At 27.8% G+C, this 20,056-nt stretch carries 26 protein-coding genes; 23 read left to right on the top strand and 3 right to left on the bottom strand.

The annotated features are described in order from the left end of the window. Nucleotide 1: 1 nt before the first annotated feature. The 6 genes from BUA92_RS05185 (at nt 2) to BUA92_RS05160 (ending at nt 6,502) form a co-directional block, all read left to right on the top strand. The gene (locus BUA92_RS05185) at nt 2–913 is read left to right on the top strand and encodes an ABC transporter ATP-binding protein (RefSeq protein WP_073017435.1); all 912 of its coding nucleotides are present in this window, start codon (nt 2–4) and stop codon (nt 911–913) included. A 1-nt stretch (nt 914) separates the two neighbouring features. Further along, nucleotides 915–1,634 carry an ABC transporter permease gene (locus tag BUA92_RS05180; RefSeq protein WP_073017433.1) on the top strand — a complete coding sequence of 240 codons (720 nt, stop codon included), beginning with the start codon at nt 915–917 and terminating at the stop codon, nt 1,632–1,634. Between the two features lie 299 nt (nt 1,635–1,933). Continuing rightward, on the top strand, nt 1,934–3,007 hold the full coding sequence (locus tag BUA92_RS05175) for an IS1/IS1595 family N-terminal zinc-binding domain-containing protein (RefSeq protein WP_073017431.1): 1,074 nt from the start codon (nt 1,934–1,936) through the stop codon (nt 3,005–3,007). Between the two features lie 324 nt (nt 3,008–3,331). Further along, nucleotides 3,332–3,832, top strand: coding sequence for a DUF6323 family protein (locus BUA92_RS05170; RefSeq protein ID WP_073017429.1), 501 nt, complete (start codon nt 3,332–3,334; stop codon nt 3,830–3,832). Beyond that, a complete protein-coding gene (locus BUA92_RS05165) occupies nt 3,813–5,162 on the top strand; it encodes a DUF6179 domain-containing protein (protein WP_073017427.1) in 1,350 nt (449 codons plus the stop codon). The genes BUA92_RS05170 and BUA92_RS05165 overlap by 20 nt, the downstream gene beginning before the upstream one ends. Nucleotides 5,163–5,230: 68 nt before the next feature. After that, on the top strand, nt 5,231–6,502 hold the full coding sequence (locus BUA92_RS05160) for an ATP-binding protein (RefSeq protein WP_073017425.1): 1,272 nt from the start codon (nt 5,231–5,233) through the stop codon (nt 6,500–6,502). Nucleotides 6,503–6,581: 79 nt separating this feature from the next. On the opposite strand, the gene BUA92_RS05155 is transcribed toward BUA92_RS05160, so the two are convergent. Then, nucleotides 6,582–6,977: a nucleotidyltransferase substrate binding protein gene (locus BUA92_RS05155; RefSeq protein WP_073017422.1), complete on the bottom strand. Its 396-nt coding sequence runs from the start codon at nt 6,975–6,977 to the stop codon at nt 6,582–6,584. Then, nucleotides 6,964–7,275, bottom strand: coding sequence for a nucleotidyltransferase domain-containing protein (locus tag BUA92_RS05150; RefSeq protein WP_242950062.1), 312 nt, complete (start codon nt 7,273–7,275; stop codon nt 6,964–6,966). The genes BUA92_RS05155 and BUA92_RS05150 overlap by 14 nt, the downstream gene beginning before the upstream one ends. Before the next feature lie 214 nt (nt 7,276–7,489). Between BUA92_RS05150 and BUA92_RS05145 the strand changes: the two genes are divergently transcribed. The 11 genes from BUA92_RS05145 (at nt 7,490) to BUA92_RS05100 (ending at nt 14,244) form a co-directional block, all read left to right on the top strand. Then, complete coding sequence (locus tag BUA92_RS05145; protein WP_021802651.1) at nt 7,490–7,852, top strand: BlaI/MecI/CopY family transcriptional regulator; 363 nt, start codon at nt 7,490–7,492, stop codon at nt 7,850–7,852. Between the two features lie 5 nt (nt 7,853–7,857). Next, the gene (locus BUA92_RS05140; RefSeq protein ID WP_073017420.1) at nt 7,858–9,222 is read left to right on the top strand and encodes a M56 family metallopeptidase; all 1,365 of its coding nucleotides are present in this window, start codon (nt 7,858–7,860) and stop codon (nt 9,220–9,222) included. 1,007 nt (nt 9,223–10,229) lie between these two features. Further along, nucleotides 10,230–10,685: a hypothetical protein gene (locus BUA92_RS05135; RefSeq protein WP_073017417.1), complete on the top strand. Its 456-nt coding sequence runs from the start codon at nt 10,230–10,232 to the stop codon at nt 10,683–10,685. 244 nt (nt 10,686–10,929) lie between these two features. Then, nucleotides 10,930–11,304, top strand: a complete 375-nt coding sequence (locus BUA92_RS05130) for a hypothetical protein (protein WP_073017415.1) — start codon at nt 10,930–10,932, stop codon at nt 11,302–11,304. A 14-nt stretch (nt 11,305–11,318) separates the two neighbouring features. Then, nucleotides 11,319–11,621 (top strand): hypothetical protein, encoded by a 303-nt coding sequence (locus tag BUA92_RS05125; protein WP_073017413.1) that lies wholly within the window; start codon nt 11,319–11,321, stop codon nt 11,619–11,621. Nucleotides 11,622–11,905: 284 nt separating this feature from the next. Next, entirely contained in the window at nt 11,906–12,106 is a 201-nt protein-coding gene (locus tag BUA92_RS05120) for a DUF4926 domain-containing protein (protein ID WP_073017411.1), read from the top strand. 211 nt (nt 12,107–12,317) lie between these two features. Next, nucleotides 12,318–12,698, top strand: a complete 381-nt coding sequence (locus BUA92_RS05115; RefSeq protein WP_073017408.1) for a hypothetical protein — start codon at nt 12,318–12,320, stop codon at nt 12,696–12,698. Between the two features lie 52 nt (nt 12,699–12,750). Further along, entirely contained in the window at nt 12,751–13,191 is a 441-nt protein-coding gene (locus BUA92_RS05110) for a hypothetical protein (protein WP_073017406.1), read from the top strand. 11 nt (nt 13,192–13,202) lie between these two features. Beyond that, a complete protein-coding gene (locus tag BUA92_RS23710) occupies nt 13,203–13,325 on the top strand; it encodes a hypothetical protein (protein WP_278335122.1) in 123 nt (40 codons plus the stop codon). An 82-nt stretch (nt 13,326–13,407) separates the two neighbouring features. Beyond that, on the top strand, nt 13,408–13,764 hold the full coding sequence (locus BUA92_RS05105; RefSeq protein ID WP_175550859.1) for a hypothetical protein: 357 nt from the start codon (nt 13,408–13,410) through the stop codon (nt 13,762–13,764). Between the two features lie 54 nt (nt 13,765–13,818). Then, nucleotides 13,819–14,244, top strand: a complete 426-nt coding sequence (locus BUA92_RS05100) for a hypothetical protein (protein ID WP_073017402.1) — start codon at nt 13,819–13,821, stop codon at nt 14,242–14,244. Nucleotides 14,245–14,391: 147 nt separating this feature from the next. Here the strand turns inward: BUA92_RS05100 and guaC are convergent, their stop codons facing one another. Next, nucleotides 14,392–15,375 (bottom strand): GMP reductase, encoded by a 984-nt coding sequence (gene guaC, locus BUA92_RS05095; protein WP_073017400.1) that lies wholly within the window; start codon nt 15,373–15,375, stop codon nt 14,392–14,394. Between the two features lie 197 nt (nt 15,376–15,572). Here guaC and BUA92_RS05090 point away from each other — a divergent pair, with 197 nt between their 5' ends. From BUA92_RS05090 to BUA92_RS05070, 6 genes are all read left to right on the top strand, one after another. Beyond that, a complete protein-coding gene (locus BUA92_RS05090) occupies nt 15,573–16,331 on the top strand; it encodes an AIM24 family protein (RefSeq protein WP_073017397.1) in 759 nt (252 codons plus the stop codon). A 71-nt stretch (nt 16,332–16,402) separates the two neighbouring features. Beyond that, nucleotides 16,403–16,717, top strand: coding sequence for a heavy metal-binding domain-containing protein (locus tag BUA92_RS05085; RefSeq protein ID WP_073017396.1), 315 nt, complete (start codon nt 16,403–16,405; stop codon nt 16,715–16,717). A 10-nt stretch (nt 16,718–16,727) separates the two neighbouring features. After that, entirely contained in the window at nt 16,728–16,880 is a 153-nt protein-coding gene (locus BUA92_RS23200; RefSeq protein WP_175550858.1) for a hypothetical protein, read from the top strand. A gap of 150 nt (nt 16,881–17,030) precedes the next feature. Further along, complete coding sequence (locus BUA92_RS05080) at nt 17,031–17,609, top strand: TetR/AcrR family transcriptional regulator (RefSeq protein ID WP_073017393.1); 579 nt, start codon at nt 17,031–17,033, stop codon at nt 17,607–17,609. Nucleotides 17,610–17,620: 11 nt separating this feature from the next. Then, on the top strand, nt 17,621–17,884 hold the full coding sequence (locus tag BUA92_RS05075; protein WP_073017391.1) for a hypothetical protein: 264 nt from the start codon (nt 17,621–17,623) through the stop codon (nt 17,882–17,884). Between the two features lie 264 nt (nt 17,885–18,148). Then, the gene (locus BUA92_RS05070) at nt 18,149–20,056 is read left to right on the top strand and encodes a BglG family transcription antiterminator (RefSeq protein ID WP_073017389.1); all 1,908 of its coding nucleotides are present in this window, start codon (nt 18,149–18,151) and stop codon (nt 20,054–20,056) included.

Raw genomic sequence — 20,056 nt, 5'->3', positions numbered from 1 at the left:
GATGTGTGTAGCCTTAAAGGTTAACAATTTAAAGAAAAGCTATGGAAATTTTGAAGTTTTGAAGGGGATTGATTTTGAAGTAAATAAGGGGGAGATATTTGGTATACTTGGACCTAATGGAGCAGGAAAAACAACAACCTTAGAATGTATTGAAGGAATAAAGTCTTTTGATAGTGGGGTTATTGAGGTTTTTGGTAAGGACATAAGGAAAGATAGTTCTGGTGAAAATCTAATAGGAGTTCAGCTACAATCCACTTCACTACAAGAAGATATAACTGTACTAGAAGCTATGAAGTTTTTTTGTAAGTGGAGGAAGTTAGAAACTAGAGTTGATCTTTTAGATAAGTTCGGGCTTAAAGAACAATATAAAAAACGTTATAGAAACTTATCTACTGGTCAAAAAAGAAGACTTCATTTGGCTTTGGCGATAGCTAATAATCCAAAACTTTTAATATTAGATGAACCTACAGCAGGACTAGATGTTGAAGGAAGAGTAGCTCTTCATGAAGAGATAAGAAAGCTTAAGGATGAAGGGGTAACTATAATATTAGCAAGTCATGATATGGCTGAGGTTGAAGCCTTATGTGATAGGCTTGTGATAATAGTTAAAGGTGAAGTTAGAGCCTTGGGTAATTCTAGAGATATAGTAACAGAAGGAAAAAAAGAAAAGAAGATAGTGGTTAGAAGCATAAATAATTCACTTCTAAAGTATACTGGATTCAAAAATTCTAGTATTGTAGATAAAACAAAAGATAGCGTAACTTTATTATCAGAAAATTTAACTGAAGCAATTTCGGAAGTTGTAGATATTGTTAAAGAAGAAAAAGATTTTCTAGTAGATTTAAAGGTTGAAAGTTTATCTTTAGAAGAACGGTTTATAGAGCTCGTAAATACAAAGAAAGAGGTGGTTTAATATGAGTGAAATATTATATAGTGTTTGGCTACAGTGTAAGTTAGATATTAGAAATAAAAACGTTCTGATTGTATATTATATTTTACCCCTAATATTCTTTTTAGTTATGGGGTCAGTGTTTACTACAATAGATCCAAATGCTAAAACGAGAATAATACAATCTATGAGTATAGTAGCAATTTCAATGGCGGCTTATCTTGGGACACCAGTACCAATAGTAGAAATATTCTCATCAGATATCAAGAAAACTTATAAGGTAGGAAACATTCCTTTATGGGTAATATTATTAACCTCTTTTCTATCGGCATTAGTTCATATACTAATAGTTTCAGCAATAATCTTTATAATTTCCCCTATAATTTTTAAAGCAGATATGCCAAGTAATATATTGATGTATTTTTTGTTTTTGATTTTAGTTATCTCAGTTAGTTCTATAATAGGAATTTTAATAGGGCTAATATCAAAAAGTAATACTGTTATGACCATGTTTTCGCAATTTATATTTCTTCCATCAATGATTTTAAGTGGAACTATGTTTCCAAGAGAAATGCTTCCAAGTGTTATAGGAAAGGTTTCAAATATACTTCCTGCAACTCATGGAATGAATATTTTAACTTCGCTAGGTGATGTGAATCTTAAATTAATATCCCCACTATTTTTAATAGGAGTTGTATCATTAGGAGCTTTAGCTATTGTTTATAGGAAAATACAGATAGATTAAGCCTTTAGAAATAATGCCGTCATGTCGATTTTTGGCTGAGACCTTTTGGAGAACTATCCCAAACCCATACAACATTGTTGGAATAAAAAGTTGCTCTGATATTCTGTAGTACACCACGAAGTGGTTACATTAAGATCCTTTTATCATCTATCTGTAGTATATAACTAAGTGGTTGCAACAAAGTCTCCAGCTAGATTAAAATGTTTTAAAAGATAATTATAAGAAAAAGAAAATTAATGATTTAAAATATACTTAAAAGGTAATAATTCAAAGGATTAATTTTTTAGGAGATGAATCCTTTGAACTATGATAACATTGCAAATTTAATTATAGAAAATAAACCTAGGGAAATAGCTGAAAAAGATTTATTTTTAAAAGAGTATGCTAAGAGTGTAGGAGAACTGTTTAAACCCAATAATCATAAATCATGTCCAATATGTAAAAGTGCAGATAATGTGATTAAATATGGAAAAAGTAATAGGGGAATACAAAGATATAGATGCAAAAAGTGTAGAAAAGTTTTTTCTGACATAACAGGATCACCTTTAAGTTACAGCAAAAAACCTATTGATTTATGGATTAAATATATGTTTTTTATAGAGGAAAGGGCAACTCTTAGACAGATAGCTAAATCCTTAAAAATAGATTTAAAAACAGCTTTTCATTGGAGGCATAAAATATTAAGTGTTGCCGGAACTAAGATAATGAATAAAAAACTCCTTAATATAGAAGTGGATGAGGTTAAAATCAAGGAAAGTTTTAAGGGAAATCATACTTTTAATAAGAACTTTCTATTTAGAAGGATAGATAAAGAAGAATATATGCTAAATGGACAAAGGCTTAAAAGAAAAAATATTATAATCTTAAATTGTAAAGATAAATATGATAATAAATTCATAAAGCCATCTAGCAAATCAACTATTAATAGAGAGATATTAAATAAAATTTTAAAACCAATAATTAATGAGACAAGCGATTATATATCATCTCCAAGGAATTGGGCCTATTTTTATTTTGCAAAAGACAATAATATTAAAGCTAAAATAGATGGATCAATGGGTTTTAATTTAAAATATTTTAAAAAGATTGTTATTTTAAATAAAGATGGTAAGCATAATTTGAAAATTAGGAAAAGAGGGAGAGAGTTCAAACAGTTTCTGAAGGACTTTCATAACGTAGCGAGCAAATATTTAAGTTTTTATATAAATTGGTTTGTTCTAGTTTTAGAGGAATCTAATAAGTGTTTTGTATTATTCAAAAATTTTATCACAGGTAAGAAGCAACTGAAGGTATCGGATTTTAGCAATGTAAATTATAAGGGTGAAATTTTAAGGAATGAAAATATCCATAAAGAGAGTGCTTGTGGGATTTAATATAAGTCCTAATACCACCAACTTTTATTTCCAACAATGTTGTAAGAAGTTTAGGTAAGTGTATAAGATAAAGCAGACATAAAGCGACAAATTTAGAAAGAGAAGCAATAGTTATAGAAACTTTATTTCTAATTAGAAAAGACTGCGCAATAAGATTTTTAATCTTTATTGAAGCAGTCTTTTTGAACGAAAAAAACCATTGACTATAGATAGAGCCAGTGGTAAAATTGTTACTTGAAACAATGAAAGTACATATAATTTAATAATAACATATTTAAAACAAAAAGTCAATAATAAAATATAAAATTTTAGGAGAGGATTTTTATGGAAGAAAATAAACTTATGAAAATTTCTGATTCTGTAGTAACTAAACAGACTTTTATGGAGATTAAAGCCTTTAATGAAGAAACCCTAGAATATGGATTAAAACTTTCTGATGAGGACATAAAAACCATATTAAGAACAAGAAGCGAATCTTTAAGGAATAATGGTAGAGTTGAGTTTGGTGGAGCAATAATTAAAAATATCATAGAAGTATTTTGTGATTCACCATACATTTCTCAATATAACTATTTAGAGACTTTAGATGAACTTATAGAAATTTTTTATTATTACAAAAACGAAACTTTAGATTTTGTAGGTGATGATGAATTAATAGAAATCATGAAAAGTTATTTTGACAATGAGTGTCAAGGTTCGCTAGAACAGCTAAGAGATAAGTATTTAGATTCCATAGCCCACAATATTAAATATGGAGTAAAAGATTACTTGAAGATTGATGATAAAGAGGAGGACCAAGAGGAAGATGAACAACAAGATTATTAATAAAGAAGATCTACTTGAAAATCAATTAAATGATGAGCATTATCTTCAATCTCTGCTACAAGTTTTGCACTTAAACAGATTTTTAACCATAGAAGAGGTAGAGAATATCCAACTCCAGATTTTAAATATTTTAACTGAAACCCTAGGTTATTACACTAGAAACGAAAGTTCATCAGTAAGAGTTGAGGTTGCAGATAAAATCATGTTATCTATTTATTACACAATAGGCCTATCACTAAAAAAAGAGGCCCATGTTAATGCTAAGCTAAGAGCCATGAAACAAGTTGAAATTAAGAAACTATTTAAAGATGGAGAAGAGATAATCAAAGAAAAAGTAAAAGAATGTGAAAATCTATTAAAACAGGTACATGAAACAAGGCTTGAAACTATAAATTATGCCTATGTAGATACTTTGGAGTATGGAATTCCCTTGTTTTTTAAGGAGTATGATGTTAGGTTTGGGGCCCATGAAACTCAAGGATCTATAGATTACCCTCTTGGATATGATGAAATGAAACTTGTTGGAGTTGAATATATAGAAGATTACTTAAAAAAAATTGATATGGAAAATAAGTTTTGTTCTTATTTTAAACAAGAAGATATAGAAGCTTTACTAAAAGGGTTTAATGTTCAATCACATCATCTGCTTATTAATATCTTCACCCTTGTACTCACGAATTCACTCGGGTGTTCATTAGCTGGAAAAGAAATAACAAAATTAGATATCAGCGAAGGTGATAGAATATATCTAAAGGATAAATTAGAAATATCTGATGATTTTAATAAAAGTATTTATGATGGAACAGAAAAGATAATCAAGAGTTTATCTATTAAAAATCAAAACATGATTGAATATATAAAAATAGTTGTAGAAAAGCTCATACCATATATAAAAATCAGTCTAGAGAATGATAGGTTAGAAATGATATTTCTTAGTTTAGATAAATCATCTGAAGACATTATTGAATATGAAGATGGGGAAAGCCTAGATAACAGTATATTCAAAGAAATAACAGAAGAAATCAGAGATTGTGAAGATGTGAAAGAAAAAATAGAGATAATTAGGGAAGAATTTCATAGCCTAAAGGATTTAGTTGATGTATTAGGTGCTGATTGTATTTTTGAAGACGAGTTTATAGAGCTCTTCAAGGTATTAGATGATTTTGAAATAGCTTTACTTTTAAAAGAAATATCTAATGAGTATGATGAATATGATTATAGTACAGAAAGTGAAAAAGAGTGGCATGAAAAGCTACATCAATATCTAGATATTATTGATTCAAAAAGAAAAGAAGAAATAATGAAGTTATCTAAAGGGGTTAATGTCTAATAAGGTGGATTCATTTCTAGAGTTTTTTCATATAATACATGGAACTTTTAAATAGGGAGCTGATATGTATGAAGAAATATGAAAGCCTTGAGGCTGCAGTGAAGGCTAGTGAAAATGATGAATTAGAAGATACATTTTTAGTTGATGTCAATCTCAGTGAAGAAACAACACATAAAATATTAGAAATAATAAAGGTTCATAAAGATCCGGATATTGGTATGAGCAGTGTATTAAATGAGGCTATATGTAGCTACTATGATAATGAAATCAATAAGGAGAAAACTAAGAAAAATAAAAAAGATAAGGAAGTTAAGAAAGTCAAAAAAATAGATCCTATAAATATTGATAATGATGATGAAGTAAACTTAAATGCAAATTTTGAAGATATGAGACTGTCTTTAATTAAGGAATATCTTTATGATACAGGAAATGAACTATATGATGAGACATCAAAACTTTCAAAAGAAGAGTTATTAAAAAATCTTGATATGATTGATGATGAACTAAGACCTAAGAATATAGGCCTTTTGATGTTTTCTGATAGACCAGAAAAATTCATTCCAGGTTGTCAACTTGAATTAGTTCATTTTCTTGGAACAACTTGTGATGACTTCATAGAAAAGACTTTTCATGGGCCTATATATGAGCAAATAAAAGCTGTTTTGAGGTATATAGAGAATAACCTAATAAAATCAAAAAATATAGATGGAGAGATATTTTTTAACTATCCATTAAAAGCAATAAAAGAAGCCATAATAAATGCTTTTTATCATAGAAATTACGCACAAAACACCCCTATAGAAGTGAGAATAGATAAGGAAAAGATTGTAGTTGTAAGTTATCCTGGTCCAGATAAGTTTATAGAAAAGGAAGATATAGATAAAGGAGAAGTCACAGCTAGGATTTATAGAAATAGAAGAATAGGTGAGTATTTAGAAAGTTTGGGACTTGCAAATGGAAATGCTGTTGGATTAGCCAAAATGATAAAAGTCATGAAAGATAATAATTCACCAGAGCCTGTATTTGAAACTGATGATAGTAGAGCTTATTTTATAGTTAAGTTATATGAAAACACTTGTTATTTTGATGGTGAATATGAAGACTTATACGTTGATGAAAAACAACAAAAAGATATTTTCATAAGCAAAGTTGAAGATCAGATATTAGAACTTTTATCTGATGGGCCTTTATCAAAAAAAGAAATATCAGAATATCTAGGATATGAAAATGTACCAGGAAATATAAAAAGATCATTATGTAAGTTGTTAGAAAAGAAGCTTATAACTTATACTATACCTGAGAATGTAAGAAGCAAAGGGCAGAAGTATAGGATTTTATAGCTGAATATTAATAATTAATTATTGAAAGTTAAAAGTGAAGGTTAAACTCAATAAATCTGAGCTACCTTCACTTTAAGTACTACAGTAAATTTCCTAAGTTTTCCACCAATTCTTCAATAGCGGATACATATTTAGTAACTATTCTATCTGCGATTTCATCAGCCATGTTTTCGTTATAAATATGAGAAGTTAAATTCCTATCTTCCAATAAGTTAATCCAAACTTTATCATCAGAAATCAAGTTGTTTACGAAAGCCTTTTTAAATATAGTACGAGGAAATGAGTTTTCTAATGTTACACCTAAGTATTTCATGAATTCTTTTAGGGTTTTATGAGTAAGTTCATAGGTGAATTCAAATCTTTGTATTAAACTATCTCTTATAATATCATTTTTTCCATCATAGATATCACTTACTTCTTTTAACCTAGAATAGGCCTTTTTTAAATTTATAAATTTAAAATCAACACTTCTCATATATAATAATCCCTTCTTTGTTAACTTGCTCAATAAAAAATTCATCCTTTACTGTACGCATATTTGAAAAATCAAATTCTAATAGAGTTCTAGTATTGTTCTCCATATCTTCAATGAAATCTGAAAAGTTAGAATTCGCATATATTGCCAAATCAATATCGCTTTTAGGTGAATTATCTCCTCTTGCTCTAGAGCCAAATAAAACTACTTTTTCAATTTCGGCATGTCTTTTACATATATCAATTATTTCTTCTAAAAGTTCTTTGTTTAAGTTTATTTGTTTAAGCAGATATACCACCTCCAAGTGTTTATTTTAAACCTCTATTAGTTAATTATAACCTAATTTTTATATAGTTAAAACCAAAATGCATATAAAGAATTTAAAAGATAAAAGATTTAATAGAGCTAAGAAATACTTCTACAGTAAAAATATACTAAATTTATATTGACACTACGACAATTGTCGTATATAATTTATTTAGGTTAATAATGGAAGAAGGGATGATTATAAAATGAAGAAACTGCCTAGAACAGAGCTTCAGATAATGAAGTTTATTTGGAGCAAAAAAGATCAGGTATCTACAAAAGATGTAGCTATACATATGGAAGAAGCTTTAGAATGGAAGCTTAGTACCACATCAAAAACTCTATCAAGACTTGTGGAAAAAGAATTTCTTATAACTGAGAAAATAGGAAAACAAGTCTATTACAGCCCAATAGTAGAGGAGAATGATTATTTAAAATTTGAAACTAAAGATTTCTTTAGTTATCTACATGGAAAGTCTTTAAAAAGTATTATATCAACTTTAGAAGAGAGTGATGAAATTACTAATGAAGATTTAGATGAACTTGAAAAATGGATAAAGAATAGGTAATTGATATGAGAGAGGTTTTTTTAGAAGTTTTAAGAACAAGCTTGTTAGTAAGTATATTAATTGCTGGAATAATAGTTACAAAAGATAAGTTTTTATCTAAATATAGCCATAAATTCAATTACCTTTTGTCTCTTATAGTTATTACAAGGATGCTTTTACTAATAAACATTAAGCTTAAAGTTAATATAGCTGATTTTACCAAAAAAAGTTACACTGCTTATCATGAAGTTATATATAATCTTACTGAAGCTCCTGTAAAAAATATAAATACAATTGATTACACTTATATTGGAATGTGGGTTTGGATTATAGGATTAGTAGCGGTTTTATTATACTATACTTATTTTCAAGGAAAATTTTATTCTAAAATTAAAAACAATATGGCAAGTGTAACAGACAAGAGAATTGAGGGAATTTTAAATGAGGAAAGAAAAGCTTTAAGTATAACTAAAGATATAAAGGTTGAAGTAGTAAATGGACTTTCATCGCCAGCTTTAATAGGACTATTTAGGGCTACCATAATATTACCTAAGCAAGACTTTTCAAATAAAGAATTAAGCTTAATATTTAGACATGAGCTAATTCATTTTAAAAGAAAAGATAATATTACAAAACTTCTTATGATATTAGGAACAGCAATTTATTGGTTCAATCCATTAATATATTTGTTTAGAAAATTCTTTAACGAACAATGTGAGTTATCCTGTGATGAGAAAGTTATTCATGACTCTAAAACAGAAGATATTAAAGAATATTCAATGCTTTTAGTGAAATCTGCTAGATATAAAAATACGTTAAAGCTTTCTATAATGTCATCACAGTTAACTAATAAAAAAGTAAATATAACAAAAAGGAGGGTAGAGAATATGTTAAATTTAAGATCTAAGAAAAAGGGAATAGTGGCAGGAGTAGTAACGCTAACTGTTATTGGAGGAACCTTATTTACATTAAATACAAATAAAGTATTAGCGGTTACTAATGATGAAACTTCTAATAGTCAGATAACAAATATAGAAAATCAAGAAGAGCTAGTAGAATCATATGTAAATATCAATGGAGAACGTCCTTTAATACATTATGTAACGTATGCCTCAGAAGAGTCTATTAAAGGATTCATAAAAGGACTTGAAAAAAATATTAAAGCTTATGATGGAAAATCAGAGTATATATTACAAGATAAAGTTACAATATCACATAAGGATGGTGTTGAAGTAAAGACTGTTACTCCAAGAGGAGCTATATTAAAAATGGAAGTAGAAACAGGAAAAATACTTTGGTATACAGCAGAGAATGAGGTAGTTAATAAAGTCCACAAGGGGGAACTTGATTTAAATGATGTAGAAAAATATATGGAAAATAGAAATAAATAAAATTTATATAAGAAATATATTTTACTGTTGTTCCAATTAGGATAGCTGTAAAATATATTTTTTTGTTATCAGATCTGAGTTGACAATTTAAGTGGAGATTGTGAAGCAAAAGAAATATAAGTTTTACTTCAAGATGATTTATGTAAGTTCACAGAATAAATAAACTATATGCATAAAAGGCAATTAATATTAAAATCTTAACCCAAAAAGTGCCCTGAAGCCGCATAAACACTATATATAGTTATATAGATATATAGCAAAATATATAGCTATATATATTCCACAGAAACTTTATATCAAAAATTTGATAGGATCAAAATCCGAAGGGAGACCTACTTTCATGAGTCTATCAATAAAAAATAAAGGAATTATTTCATTGAGCGATAAAGTTTAAGTACACTATTATTATTTAATAAATAGTGGTATAGTATTCCAATATAAAAAAGGGTTTAATAAAATATTATATCTACGGAAGTATGCTATAGTAACTATGCGGAAGCTTTTAGCAGCTTTTTAGTTTTAAGAACAGTTGTCGGAATTTTTGTTATTATTCTTATTTTCTAGTCTTATACAGAGATGATACGATGATTATGTGAAAATGTAAAATAGTATAAAACTTTATTGATTAATAGGATTGCTATATATAGTATTTCCGTAAAAAATTCTATAATAGTGATAATAGATTTAATAAAAGTTATGTTTTAACCTAAAGGTAGTAATGAATATTAAGTTTTGAAGCTGTTAGTATACAGCTCTTTTTTTCATATAAAAAATAATAATACTAATTAAAGTAGCTAATCAACATAAAAAAAGTAGTTTACACATAAATCTGATATTATCAAAATAAGCTTCATTCACAATTACATAGCAATAATCTGGCGCAGTGCAGGTAGCATTAAATACACTTGTAAGGGGAGTTGGAGGATCTACCCATCAATGATTCTTAATGATGTATTTCTTAATCCATTGAAAAATTTGATTAATTAATAAGATGGAAGGTGATATAAGTGAATAAGATTAAAAATAATGATTATTTAAACCAAGGATTATTGGTAGCGGCAGTTGCAAGTTTTTTAGGAAAAACATCATTTGTTTTTAAAGGAAGTATATATGTAATATTTAGTATTTATTTTTTGATTAAGTTGATAAAAGTAGTGAAAAATAAATCTTCAAGACTGGAATTTATATCAGTTTTATCAATATTAATATGTTCAATTTACTCTCTAGGTGGAACTATTAAAAAAGAATTTTACGACGGATATGTGGCTATTTATGATAGTAGTTGGGCTCATATTGGAAGTGGATTTTTTGCCATAATAATGGTTATATCACTTACACTTTATTCATATTCAACTGTAGAAGAAAATAATAGAGTCGCTTGGCTGAGTGTTATGAAATCATTATTAATAATTATTTTTATCCTTTCAGTTTTGCTAGGAGTACTATATATTATATTTCTATAGTTCGCATGAATTATAGAAATATAAATCTTGTTCATAATTTGTTAATAATATCGTGTATATTGTGTAATTTTAGAAATACTTTGCACTATAGTAGTTATAGGATAAGGATCATACTTAATAAAGTAAATTTAGTGCCTTATTTAGATTCAAACTTTAAATTTAAAGAAGATAGATTCATAGCTTATGTACATAATGTAAAGTAATAATTAGATATTAAAATATATAAAAAAATAAAGGAGAAATTATGAAAAATAAAAATGCTTTGGCAGTTGTTATAATATCAATAGCATTATTTGCTATTAGGACAATAGGAATAGAAGGTGTCCCATTACCAGTTATTGCTGGAATAATGGTATTATGCATGATAATAAGTTTTATAATTGTTAAAAACTATAAAGGAAGTAAAAAGGAGATGCCGTATCTATATGGGCTGATAATTATGACAACCTTATTATTAGGAAGTATTATTATATTTGTTCAAATAGATAATCAATATCCAGAAGTTGCAAGTACACATAAACCGTTATTCCTATCAATAATTATAATATTTTTTGTAGGTTTAAATTTTGTTGCACTTGCTTATGCTTCATACAAAAGTAATTTTAAACCTAAAAAATAGGGGGATTTGAATTAATGAGGTATTTTACTGATGAATTATGGGATGAGATTAATAGTGGAATTAAGGAAAGAAGAGAATTAGCTGAAAAGCAATGGAGAAAAAACATAGAAGAATATTCGGAATCATTTGAAAAAATAAAGCATAGATTTAGCAAAAAATTTCTTGATATATATAGTAAAGAAGATAATTTTCATGATTATAAATTAAAAAAAATCGAAATATTACAGGGAAAGTATGGCTATGTTGACCCTGTTAAAGTTTCATTGATTATATATAATGAATTAATGGAATGGCAAATTCAAGAGGTTAGCAAATAAGAGGCTTTTAAAACTTTATTTAAGACATTATATGTAACTTTGGTTAGGGTTTAGGAAGCCACAATTGAGATGATAAATATGATAAAATTATTGTTTTTTGGAAATTAATATTATTGAAGATATAAACAAGTTTGATATAAATAAATAGTATAGTTGGTTAGGGTATTTTGAACAAAATATTTGGGGTGTAATGGTAAATGAGCTGTGGGTAGAATCGATTTGCTTGTCAAAATTCCTAAGTATAAATCTAATTTATTTGCAATATTTAAAAATAGAGGTGGAGAATGAAATTTGATCTAAATGACACTGTAATGGTTTTGAAAAATTATTTAAATGAAGGTATATTAAAAGGAGAACTAGGAGCTATTGTGGAAGTTTATACTAAGCCACATGAGGCTTATGAAGTAGAATTTGTGGACGAGGATGGTAAAGTAAAAGCAATATTAGTTTTAGGAAAAGATGATATGTGTAAGTATGCAGAATAAATAAACTGTATGCATAAAAGGCAACATATTGTTTTCGAGTAGAACTTAATATCAAAATTTCAACCCCAAAAGTGCCCTGAAGCCCCATAAAAACTATATATAGTTATATAGAAAGATATATAGCTATATATATTCCGTAGATAATTTTAGAGTACTATTATAGAAGGAAAAAGTAACTAATTAGCGTATAATACTCAAAAGGGATGATAAAATGCAAAAAAATAGTATAGGATATAGTATCATAACATTGCTTGTATTATTTATTACACAAATTGTTATAAGAAGCATAGGAATAGAAAATATTTCTGTTCAAGCAATAGTATTAATTTTTGCAATAGCATGTTCTCTTGTAATATTCGGAACATATAAGGATGGAAAAAAGGGATTTGGTATAAGATATAATGCAATTGTCACAATATTAGTAGTAGTAGCGGGGGTAACAATGTCTGTAACTATGATAATATTTAGAGGATATCCAATTTTAATAGACAAGTACGGTTTGATTCTTTTAATAGTATCATTAGCAAGCTACTTTGCGCTTATACTTTTTATTATTATTTATAGAATAGTTTATGAAGTAAAACGAAAATAGATATTATTACTATTACTATTAAGTTTTCTAATGCTATAAAAGGGGATATGAAATGAAAAATAAAAAATCACTCATGTTGATATTATCAATTATTGGTGGACTCTTTGGATATTTTTGTTTAAATAATATTCGAACTGAATTTAGAGTTTTATTTTTAGTTGCAGTATTTATAGGAACAATAGTATATATTATAGAAGGCAAAAAAAATAATTATAATAAGGTTTCATTAAAAATAAGTATACTAGCGTTAATGCTATGTGTAACTCTTTTTATGAATGATCTTATTATACATAAGTATCCTCAATTCCTATATTTGCAAGGAAATGTTATTGCTTTAATTGTTGTCATAATTAGTCTTATGATAATTATTAGTGCAATTCATTATATAAAAGTATCTAGTCGAAGAAATGGTGTTTTAATGATTGCACTGTTATCGTTTATGATATTATGTGTAATAGTTATAATTATAGCTGCAATACTAAAGGGTAAATAAATATTATAATTTTGAGGAAACAAATAACAGTAATAAATGATATATATATAATAACAACAAATCCTGATTTAGTAGTAGAAAGTTTAATAGTTGGAACGTCAGTGTTTATAAAAAGTTTGGATGGGAATAGGTGATTAAATGATATTTAAAAATAAAAAAAGATTCATCCCAAGTATAATATTAATAGGTTTAATATTTTTATATCTACCGTATAAAATGCAAAGGTTAGAATATATAATGTTTGGGGCAATTTCATTTATTGTTTGTTTAATCTTCTATTTATTTGTTATTTTTGAGTATTTTAAAGTAGAAGAACATAAAATTATATATGTTAATCCACTAAGGAGAAAAAGAAAAGAAATACCGTGGGATGAAGTAATAAGAATATACGTATTAAATCCTAAGGGTGTTTTTAAAGCTGCTAGGATAGGATATGGAACTTTTGGAGGAAAAGAGATAACTATTAATGCTGGGTTAAAAGACTATAAAAAATTAATTAAAATGGTGTTAGATAAAGTAGATGGAAATGAGAAAGTTTCAATAGATGTAAGAATTGATGATTTTATAAAATAAATTATATTTTAGTAGTTGTTGCAGACACAAATGATGGAACTAAGAAGGGATAAAATGAAGAATAATAAATATATAGCTCATCCAATGCTATTAGCAGGAATCAGTTTTCTTGCTAGTAATTACTTCACTAAAAATTTACAAGTAGCTGTAGTTATTGGAATAATAGTAGCACTAATAATGGAGGTTATTAAATTAATTAATAAAAATGCTTCTAAAAATTTGGTGTATGTAAATATTTTATGCCTAATGTCTAGTATTGCTATTCTAATGTACCTCTTAAGTTACAATTGTATACTAAGTTTACTAAAGTACAGGGTTATGTTAATTTCTATAGCTGCTATAGGACTTATTAGCGTATTTATAATTTCAATATTAGATAAATATAAAGATTCTAATAACGAAGAAAAGAAAAAAGTTATAGGTATGACAGTAATGTTATTAGTGATAATAGTGATTTTCATATATTTAGCAATTAAATAGATAGAATATATAAAAACATTATACAAGTAGAGTAATTAACAAGTATAAGAGAAGTTGTTTACAAAAAAATGCTCCAACTACGATAATCATCATAGTTGGAGCAAAAATTACTTCTAACATGTAATCTCTTTAATTATAAAAACTATCCTAATAAACCCTATCCCCATTAAAAATAGAGTTCTTAACCACAACATAATCAACATTTCTTATAGCATCTAGTTTATTTCCACCTGCATAAGATATAGAAGATTGAAGATCTTGTTGCATTTCTACTAGGGTATCTTTTAATGAACCTTTATATTCAACAAACATCTTTTTACCTTCAACATTTTTCTTTTCACCTTTTTGGAATTCAGAAGCTGAACCAAAGTACTCTTTATATAACTTTCCGTCTCTCTCCATAGTTACTCCAGGTGATTCTTCATGACCTGCAAATAATGAGCCTATCATAACCATAGATGCTCCAAATCTAATTGATTTAGCTATATCACCATGAGTACGAATACCGCCATCAGCTATAATTGGCTTGCTTGCAGCTTTTGAACACCAACGAAGTGCAGCTAATTGCCACCCACCAGTACCAAAACCTGTTTTTATTTTAGTTATACATACTTTACCCGGACCTATTCCAACCTTAGTTGCATCAGCTCCAGCATTTTCAAGTTCTCTCACTGCTTCTGGAGTTCCTACATTTCCTGCAATAACAAAGCTTTTAGGTAAAAGAGCTTTGATGTGTTTGATCATATCTATTACTGCATTTGAATGACCATGAGCTATATCAATTGTTATAAATTCGGGACAAAGTTTTTCATCTGCTAATTTCTCAATAAATTTATACTCCTCACTTTTAACTCCAACACTTATAGACGCAATTAAATTACGACCTTGCATTTCCTTAATAAAATCAACTCTTTTTTCAGGATTAAAACGATGCATAATATAGAAATAGCCATTTTCAGCTAGATAAGTAGCTATCTTTTCATCTATAATAGTTTGCATATTTGCTGGAACTACAGGAAGTTTAAAGGTATGTCCACCAAGAGTTACAGTGGTGTCACATTCTGAACGACTGTTAACTATACATTTATTTGGTATCAGCTGTATATCTTCATAATCAAAAACATTTTCCATAAACAACACCTCAAAAAGTAAAAATTTAGACTTCTCACATAATTGTTAGTATGTGAAGAAATTTGTCTATCTATGTACTAAATATAGATTAGATATTAAGCATATGTCAAGTTTATGTTAATGTGAGAAATTTAGTAGTAAAAACCTTAATCAAGCTATATAATTGATATGATGGGAAATAAAGGAGAAATGAGAATATGGTAACTTACAAAAATCTTTATGAAAACGATAATATTGAAATTGTAGAGTCTAAGGGAGACATAAAAGTTCTTGAATATAGAAAGGACTTAAGTGTAAATTTTCAAACTGCTATTAACTCTTATTATGCATCACAAATGAATATAAGAAGGAGACAAGTTCTTATTGAACTTAAAGGTAATGCTTATGTTATAAGTGCAGGGGCAATGCAATGGACAGCTGGAAATGTTACTATGGGTGCTGATGTAAAAGGACTTGGTGATTTGTTTGGAAAAGCTTTATCTTCTAAAGTTACAAAAGAATCAGCAATTAAGCCTAAGTATCAAGGAAATGGATTATTGATGTTAGAGCCAACTTATAAACATATTCTTTTAGAAAATGTAGAAGACTGGGGAGGCATGGTTTTAGATGATGGATTATTTTTAGCTTGTGAATCTACTGTTCAACAAAAAGTAGTAGCTAGAACTAATATATCATCAGCTTTATTAGCAAAGGAAGGTCTGTTTAATTTATGTCTTAAAGGAAAAGGCGTTGCAGTTTTAGAAAGTCCTGTTCCAAGAGATGAGCTAGTAGAGCTTATAGTTGAGAAAGATGAAGTTAAAATTGATGGTAACTATGCAGTAGCTTGGTCAGATACCTTAGAGCTTAGAGTTGAAAAATCAGGTAAGAGTTTAATAGGTTCAGCTGTTTCTGGTGAAGGTTTAGTTAATGTATATAGAGGCTCAGGAAGAATACTTCTTGCTCCAGTTGCGTATTAATTTATATATAGATATTAAAGAAAAGATGGAATACTATATAACGAATAATATAAGTGCTAGGAGGTAAAAGAATGTTAATACTAACAATAGAAAATGTTCCAGGAAAAGAGATAGAAGAGATAAAGGGATATGTAAAAGGAAGTACAGTAAGATGTAAAAACATAGGTAAAGATATCGGGGCTGGCTTTAAAAATTTAGTTGGTGGAGAAATGAAAGGTTACACTGAAATGTTGGATGAAGCTAGGCAAATAGCTGTTGGTAGAATGGTTGATGAAGCTGAAGCTATGGGAGCTAATGCTATTATAGGAATGAGATTAGCATCTTCTTCAATTGTACAAGGTGCCGCTGAGATGGTGGCTTATGGAACAGCTGTAGTCATAAAATAGGGGTGAATATATGGATATTGCCTTTTTTATAGGAGCTTTGTTTATCTTATTATGGGCTGGAGTTATACTTGGATCTATAGGAATGCTCATTTGGGCTATAGTATCTAGAATTCAGGAAAAGAAGATAGAAAAAGAAAAAAATGATAAGTATAAAGATTACTAAAATATAATTCAATAAAAGGTTATTATAGCTTGTATTTCTCAAATGAGATCTACAGGCTATTTTTTTTATCTATTGACAATACGCTATTAAAAGGATAATATATGACTATATAAAAATATTTAGTCATATATTATAAGGAGGCAATTTATTATGCCAAAAGGATTTACTGGAGATGAAAAGAAGATTATTAATGAAAAGCTAATAGAAGAGTGCAAAATGAATTGGCAAAAGTATGGATATAAGAAAACTAGTGTAGATATTCTTTGTCAAAACATTGGTATTTCAAAGGGATCATTTTATAGTTTTTTTGATAGTAAAGAAGCATTATTTTATGAGGTGTTAAAAAATACATTAGAAAAACTCTATGCTACTGTAGAAGAAAAAATTTCTCAAAAGAAAAATAAATATGGAGTTGCTGATGCATTAAAGGAAATATATCTTGAATATAGTCAAAGTAGTTTCATGTATGATGTAAATAATCCTGATTTTTTAAGTTTTTATAATAAACTTAATGCTGAGCAGAGAAGTGAGATGGCAGATAGAAGCCATATTGGCGCTAAATTTATGATTAACAAACCATTTCTTTCTTTAAAAGTTGAAGAAGATTTAGCTATTTCTCTTTTGTTTGCAATGTTATCTACAGTCTCTCAAAAGGATAATATGTTGTGTGATGGCAAAATAGTATTTGCGTTTATGATTGATAATTTAATTGATGATATCTTTGAATAGGAGGTTGTGTTTTGAAAAAATTTGATGTAAAGGAACATACTAAAAAATACTATGAAATTTCTAAAAAAGCTGGTAATGGAACTTTTCCAAACAAGAAAATAGCTAAAGCAGGATCTGTTGTAGGTCTTGGAATAGGCGGTGTTTTAATAGGGGTTGGAATTATAGGAGTAGCCACAGGAACTGTTTATGGATTAGGTGCTTGCATAGCAGGGATAACTACAGGTGCATCTAATATATATAATCTAAAGCGTATTAAAAGAAATAGTAAAATTTAGAGAATATAGATTTAAATTAAATAATTAATAAAATAATATAACCTCTCATCTTTGAATTATTAAGATGAGAGGTTTCTTAATATATAATAAAGTAATGTAAACACATAAAATGCTTAAAGGGGATTAGGGTAATAATGAAAATTATGAATACATTAAGATACAACTTACACTTTAATTGTGCAAATGTTAATCTGTTCAGTATTAACATGAGAATCTATAATAAAATCAATGAAAGAAATCGATTTCTAAAGGAGGGGTATGAGAGTGAGAATATATCATATAATGAAGGACTTTCAAGAAAGTATAGAATTTCTGTCAGTTGATTATTTCACTAAAAAGTATAAGGTTTCAAAAAGAACCATCCAAAATGATATTGCTTATCTCATACATATTTCATCAAAGAAGGGTTTTAAATTTCAGCAAAAAAGAGGTATAGGATATTTATTAGAGATATTAGATGAAAATAAGCTTGATGATTTTATGAAATCAATAGATTATGATGAAGCCTTAGAAGTTAAAGATAGAATCAATAGTATATTAGCATATTTGTCCATGGAAATTGGATTTACAACTATGGACAAAATAGCTGAAGTGTTTGAGGTAAGTAAATCCTTAGTTAAGAAGGATATTAAAGAAGTAGAGAAATTGGCTGAGGATTATGCTCTTAAGCTTGTAAAAAAGTCACACTATGGAATTTATATAGATGGAAGTATAAAGCAAAAGAAAAATATAATTATAAAATTTATTTTTGATGAAAATAAGCTGGTTATAGATGAGCTTGGAAAAATTATAGAGGATGAGACCTATAGAAAGATTGAAAATAAACTAATAACTGAACTAAAGAATAGTAATTTAAATATTAATTACAATGAATTAAGGCATATAACAGCTTGGCTTATGATTACCATATATATAAACATAAAATTAAAAACCTCAATTATAACCTTAAAAGAAGATGATGATGTTTATTTTAAAATATGCAGTTCATTTATAAATAAGATATCAGAGATTTATAAAGTTGGATTTAAACATGAAGAAGCTTTAGAGTTTATGGAGTTAATTAAAAGCAATGTAAGAATTAGAGAATTTGAAAAGCCTGTGTCCACTAATAATTTAGAAAAGGATATTGATGATTTTTTAGAAAAGATTGATAAAGAATATCATAAGGATTTTAAAAGTGATGAAAATTTTAAACAGATGTTATTAACCCATGTGTCTTTATTGATTCAGAGGCTTAATAGGAAGAAGTCCTACAAAAATTCTCTTATAGATGAAATTTGTATTAAGTATCCAATGACTTTTAATATCGCAATTAAGTTCTGTGAAATGCTGTCAGAGAATTATCATGTAGAAACTACTAGAGATGAGATGGGATTTTTAGCGACCTACTTTGCTTTCCATATGGAGAAAGAAACTAATTCTAAGATGAATAGGTTTAGCAGAATTGCAGTGGTTTGCTCTAGTGGAGGAGGAAGTGCTTATATAATTAAGCTCAAGCTTGAAACTTTGTTTGATAATGCAGAAATAAAAGCTTTTTCTTTCTTAGATATAGAAGAGATAGAGAAGTTTATGCCAGACCTTATATTTACAATAAAGGACTTAGATTTAGAACTTAATTTTAAAGCACCTGTTATTTATATAAAAGAACTTTTAGATGATATGGACATACTGAGGATTAAGCAGGTACTTAGCTTTGATCAATATGACAGGTTTTCTTTAGAAGAAAATAAGGACTTATATTACACCTCTCTTTATAAAAAAGATTATTTTGAAGTAATAGAAGGGTTTATAGAGTATAGAAAAATTCTAGAAGATATGTCCCAAAAAATTGAAAACAGCGGTTATGGGGGAGAAAACTATAGCCAATATGTTATGCAGAGAGAAGACTATTTAAGCACTATTTATCTAAACGGAGTAGCACTTCCTCATCCAATTCAAATGTGTGCCAAGAAAAACTTAATATCTGTTGCAATATTAAAAGAGCCTTGTATATATGAAGGAAAAGAAGTCCGAATTATATTTATGATATCTTTAACGAAAGATGGATATGAGCTTCTAAAGGATGTTACTAAGAAGTTATATGAAATTATGAATAAAGATGAATTAGTAGATGAGTTATGTACTGCAAAATCTTATGAGCAGTTTATGGCTGTTCTAAATACATGGAGATAG

Source organism: Clostridium intestinale DSM 6191, from assembly GCF_900130055.1.
Taxonomy (GTDB): Bacteria; Bacillota; Clostridia; order Clostridiales; family Clostridiaceae; genus Clostridium_T; species Clostridium_T intestinale.
The sequence above is the reverse complement of the archived record's forward strand: the minus strand, read 5'-3'. Positions and strand labels throughout refer to the sequence as shown.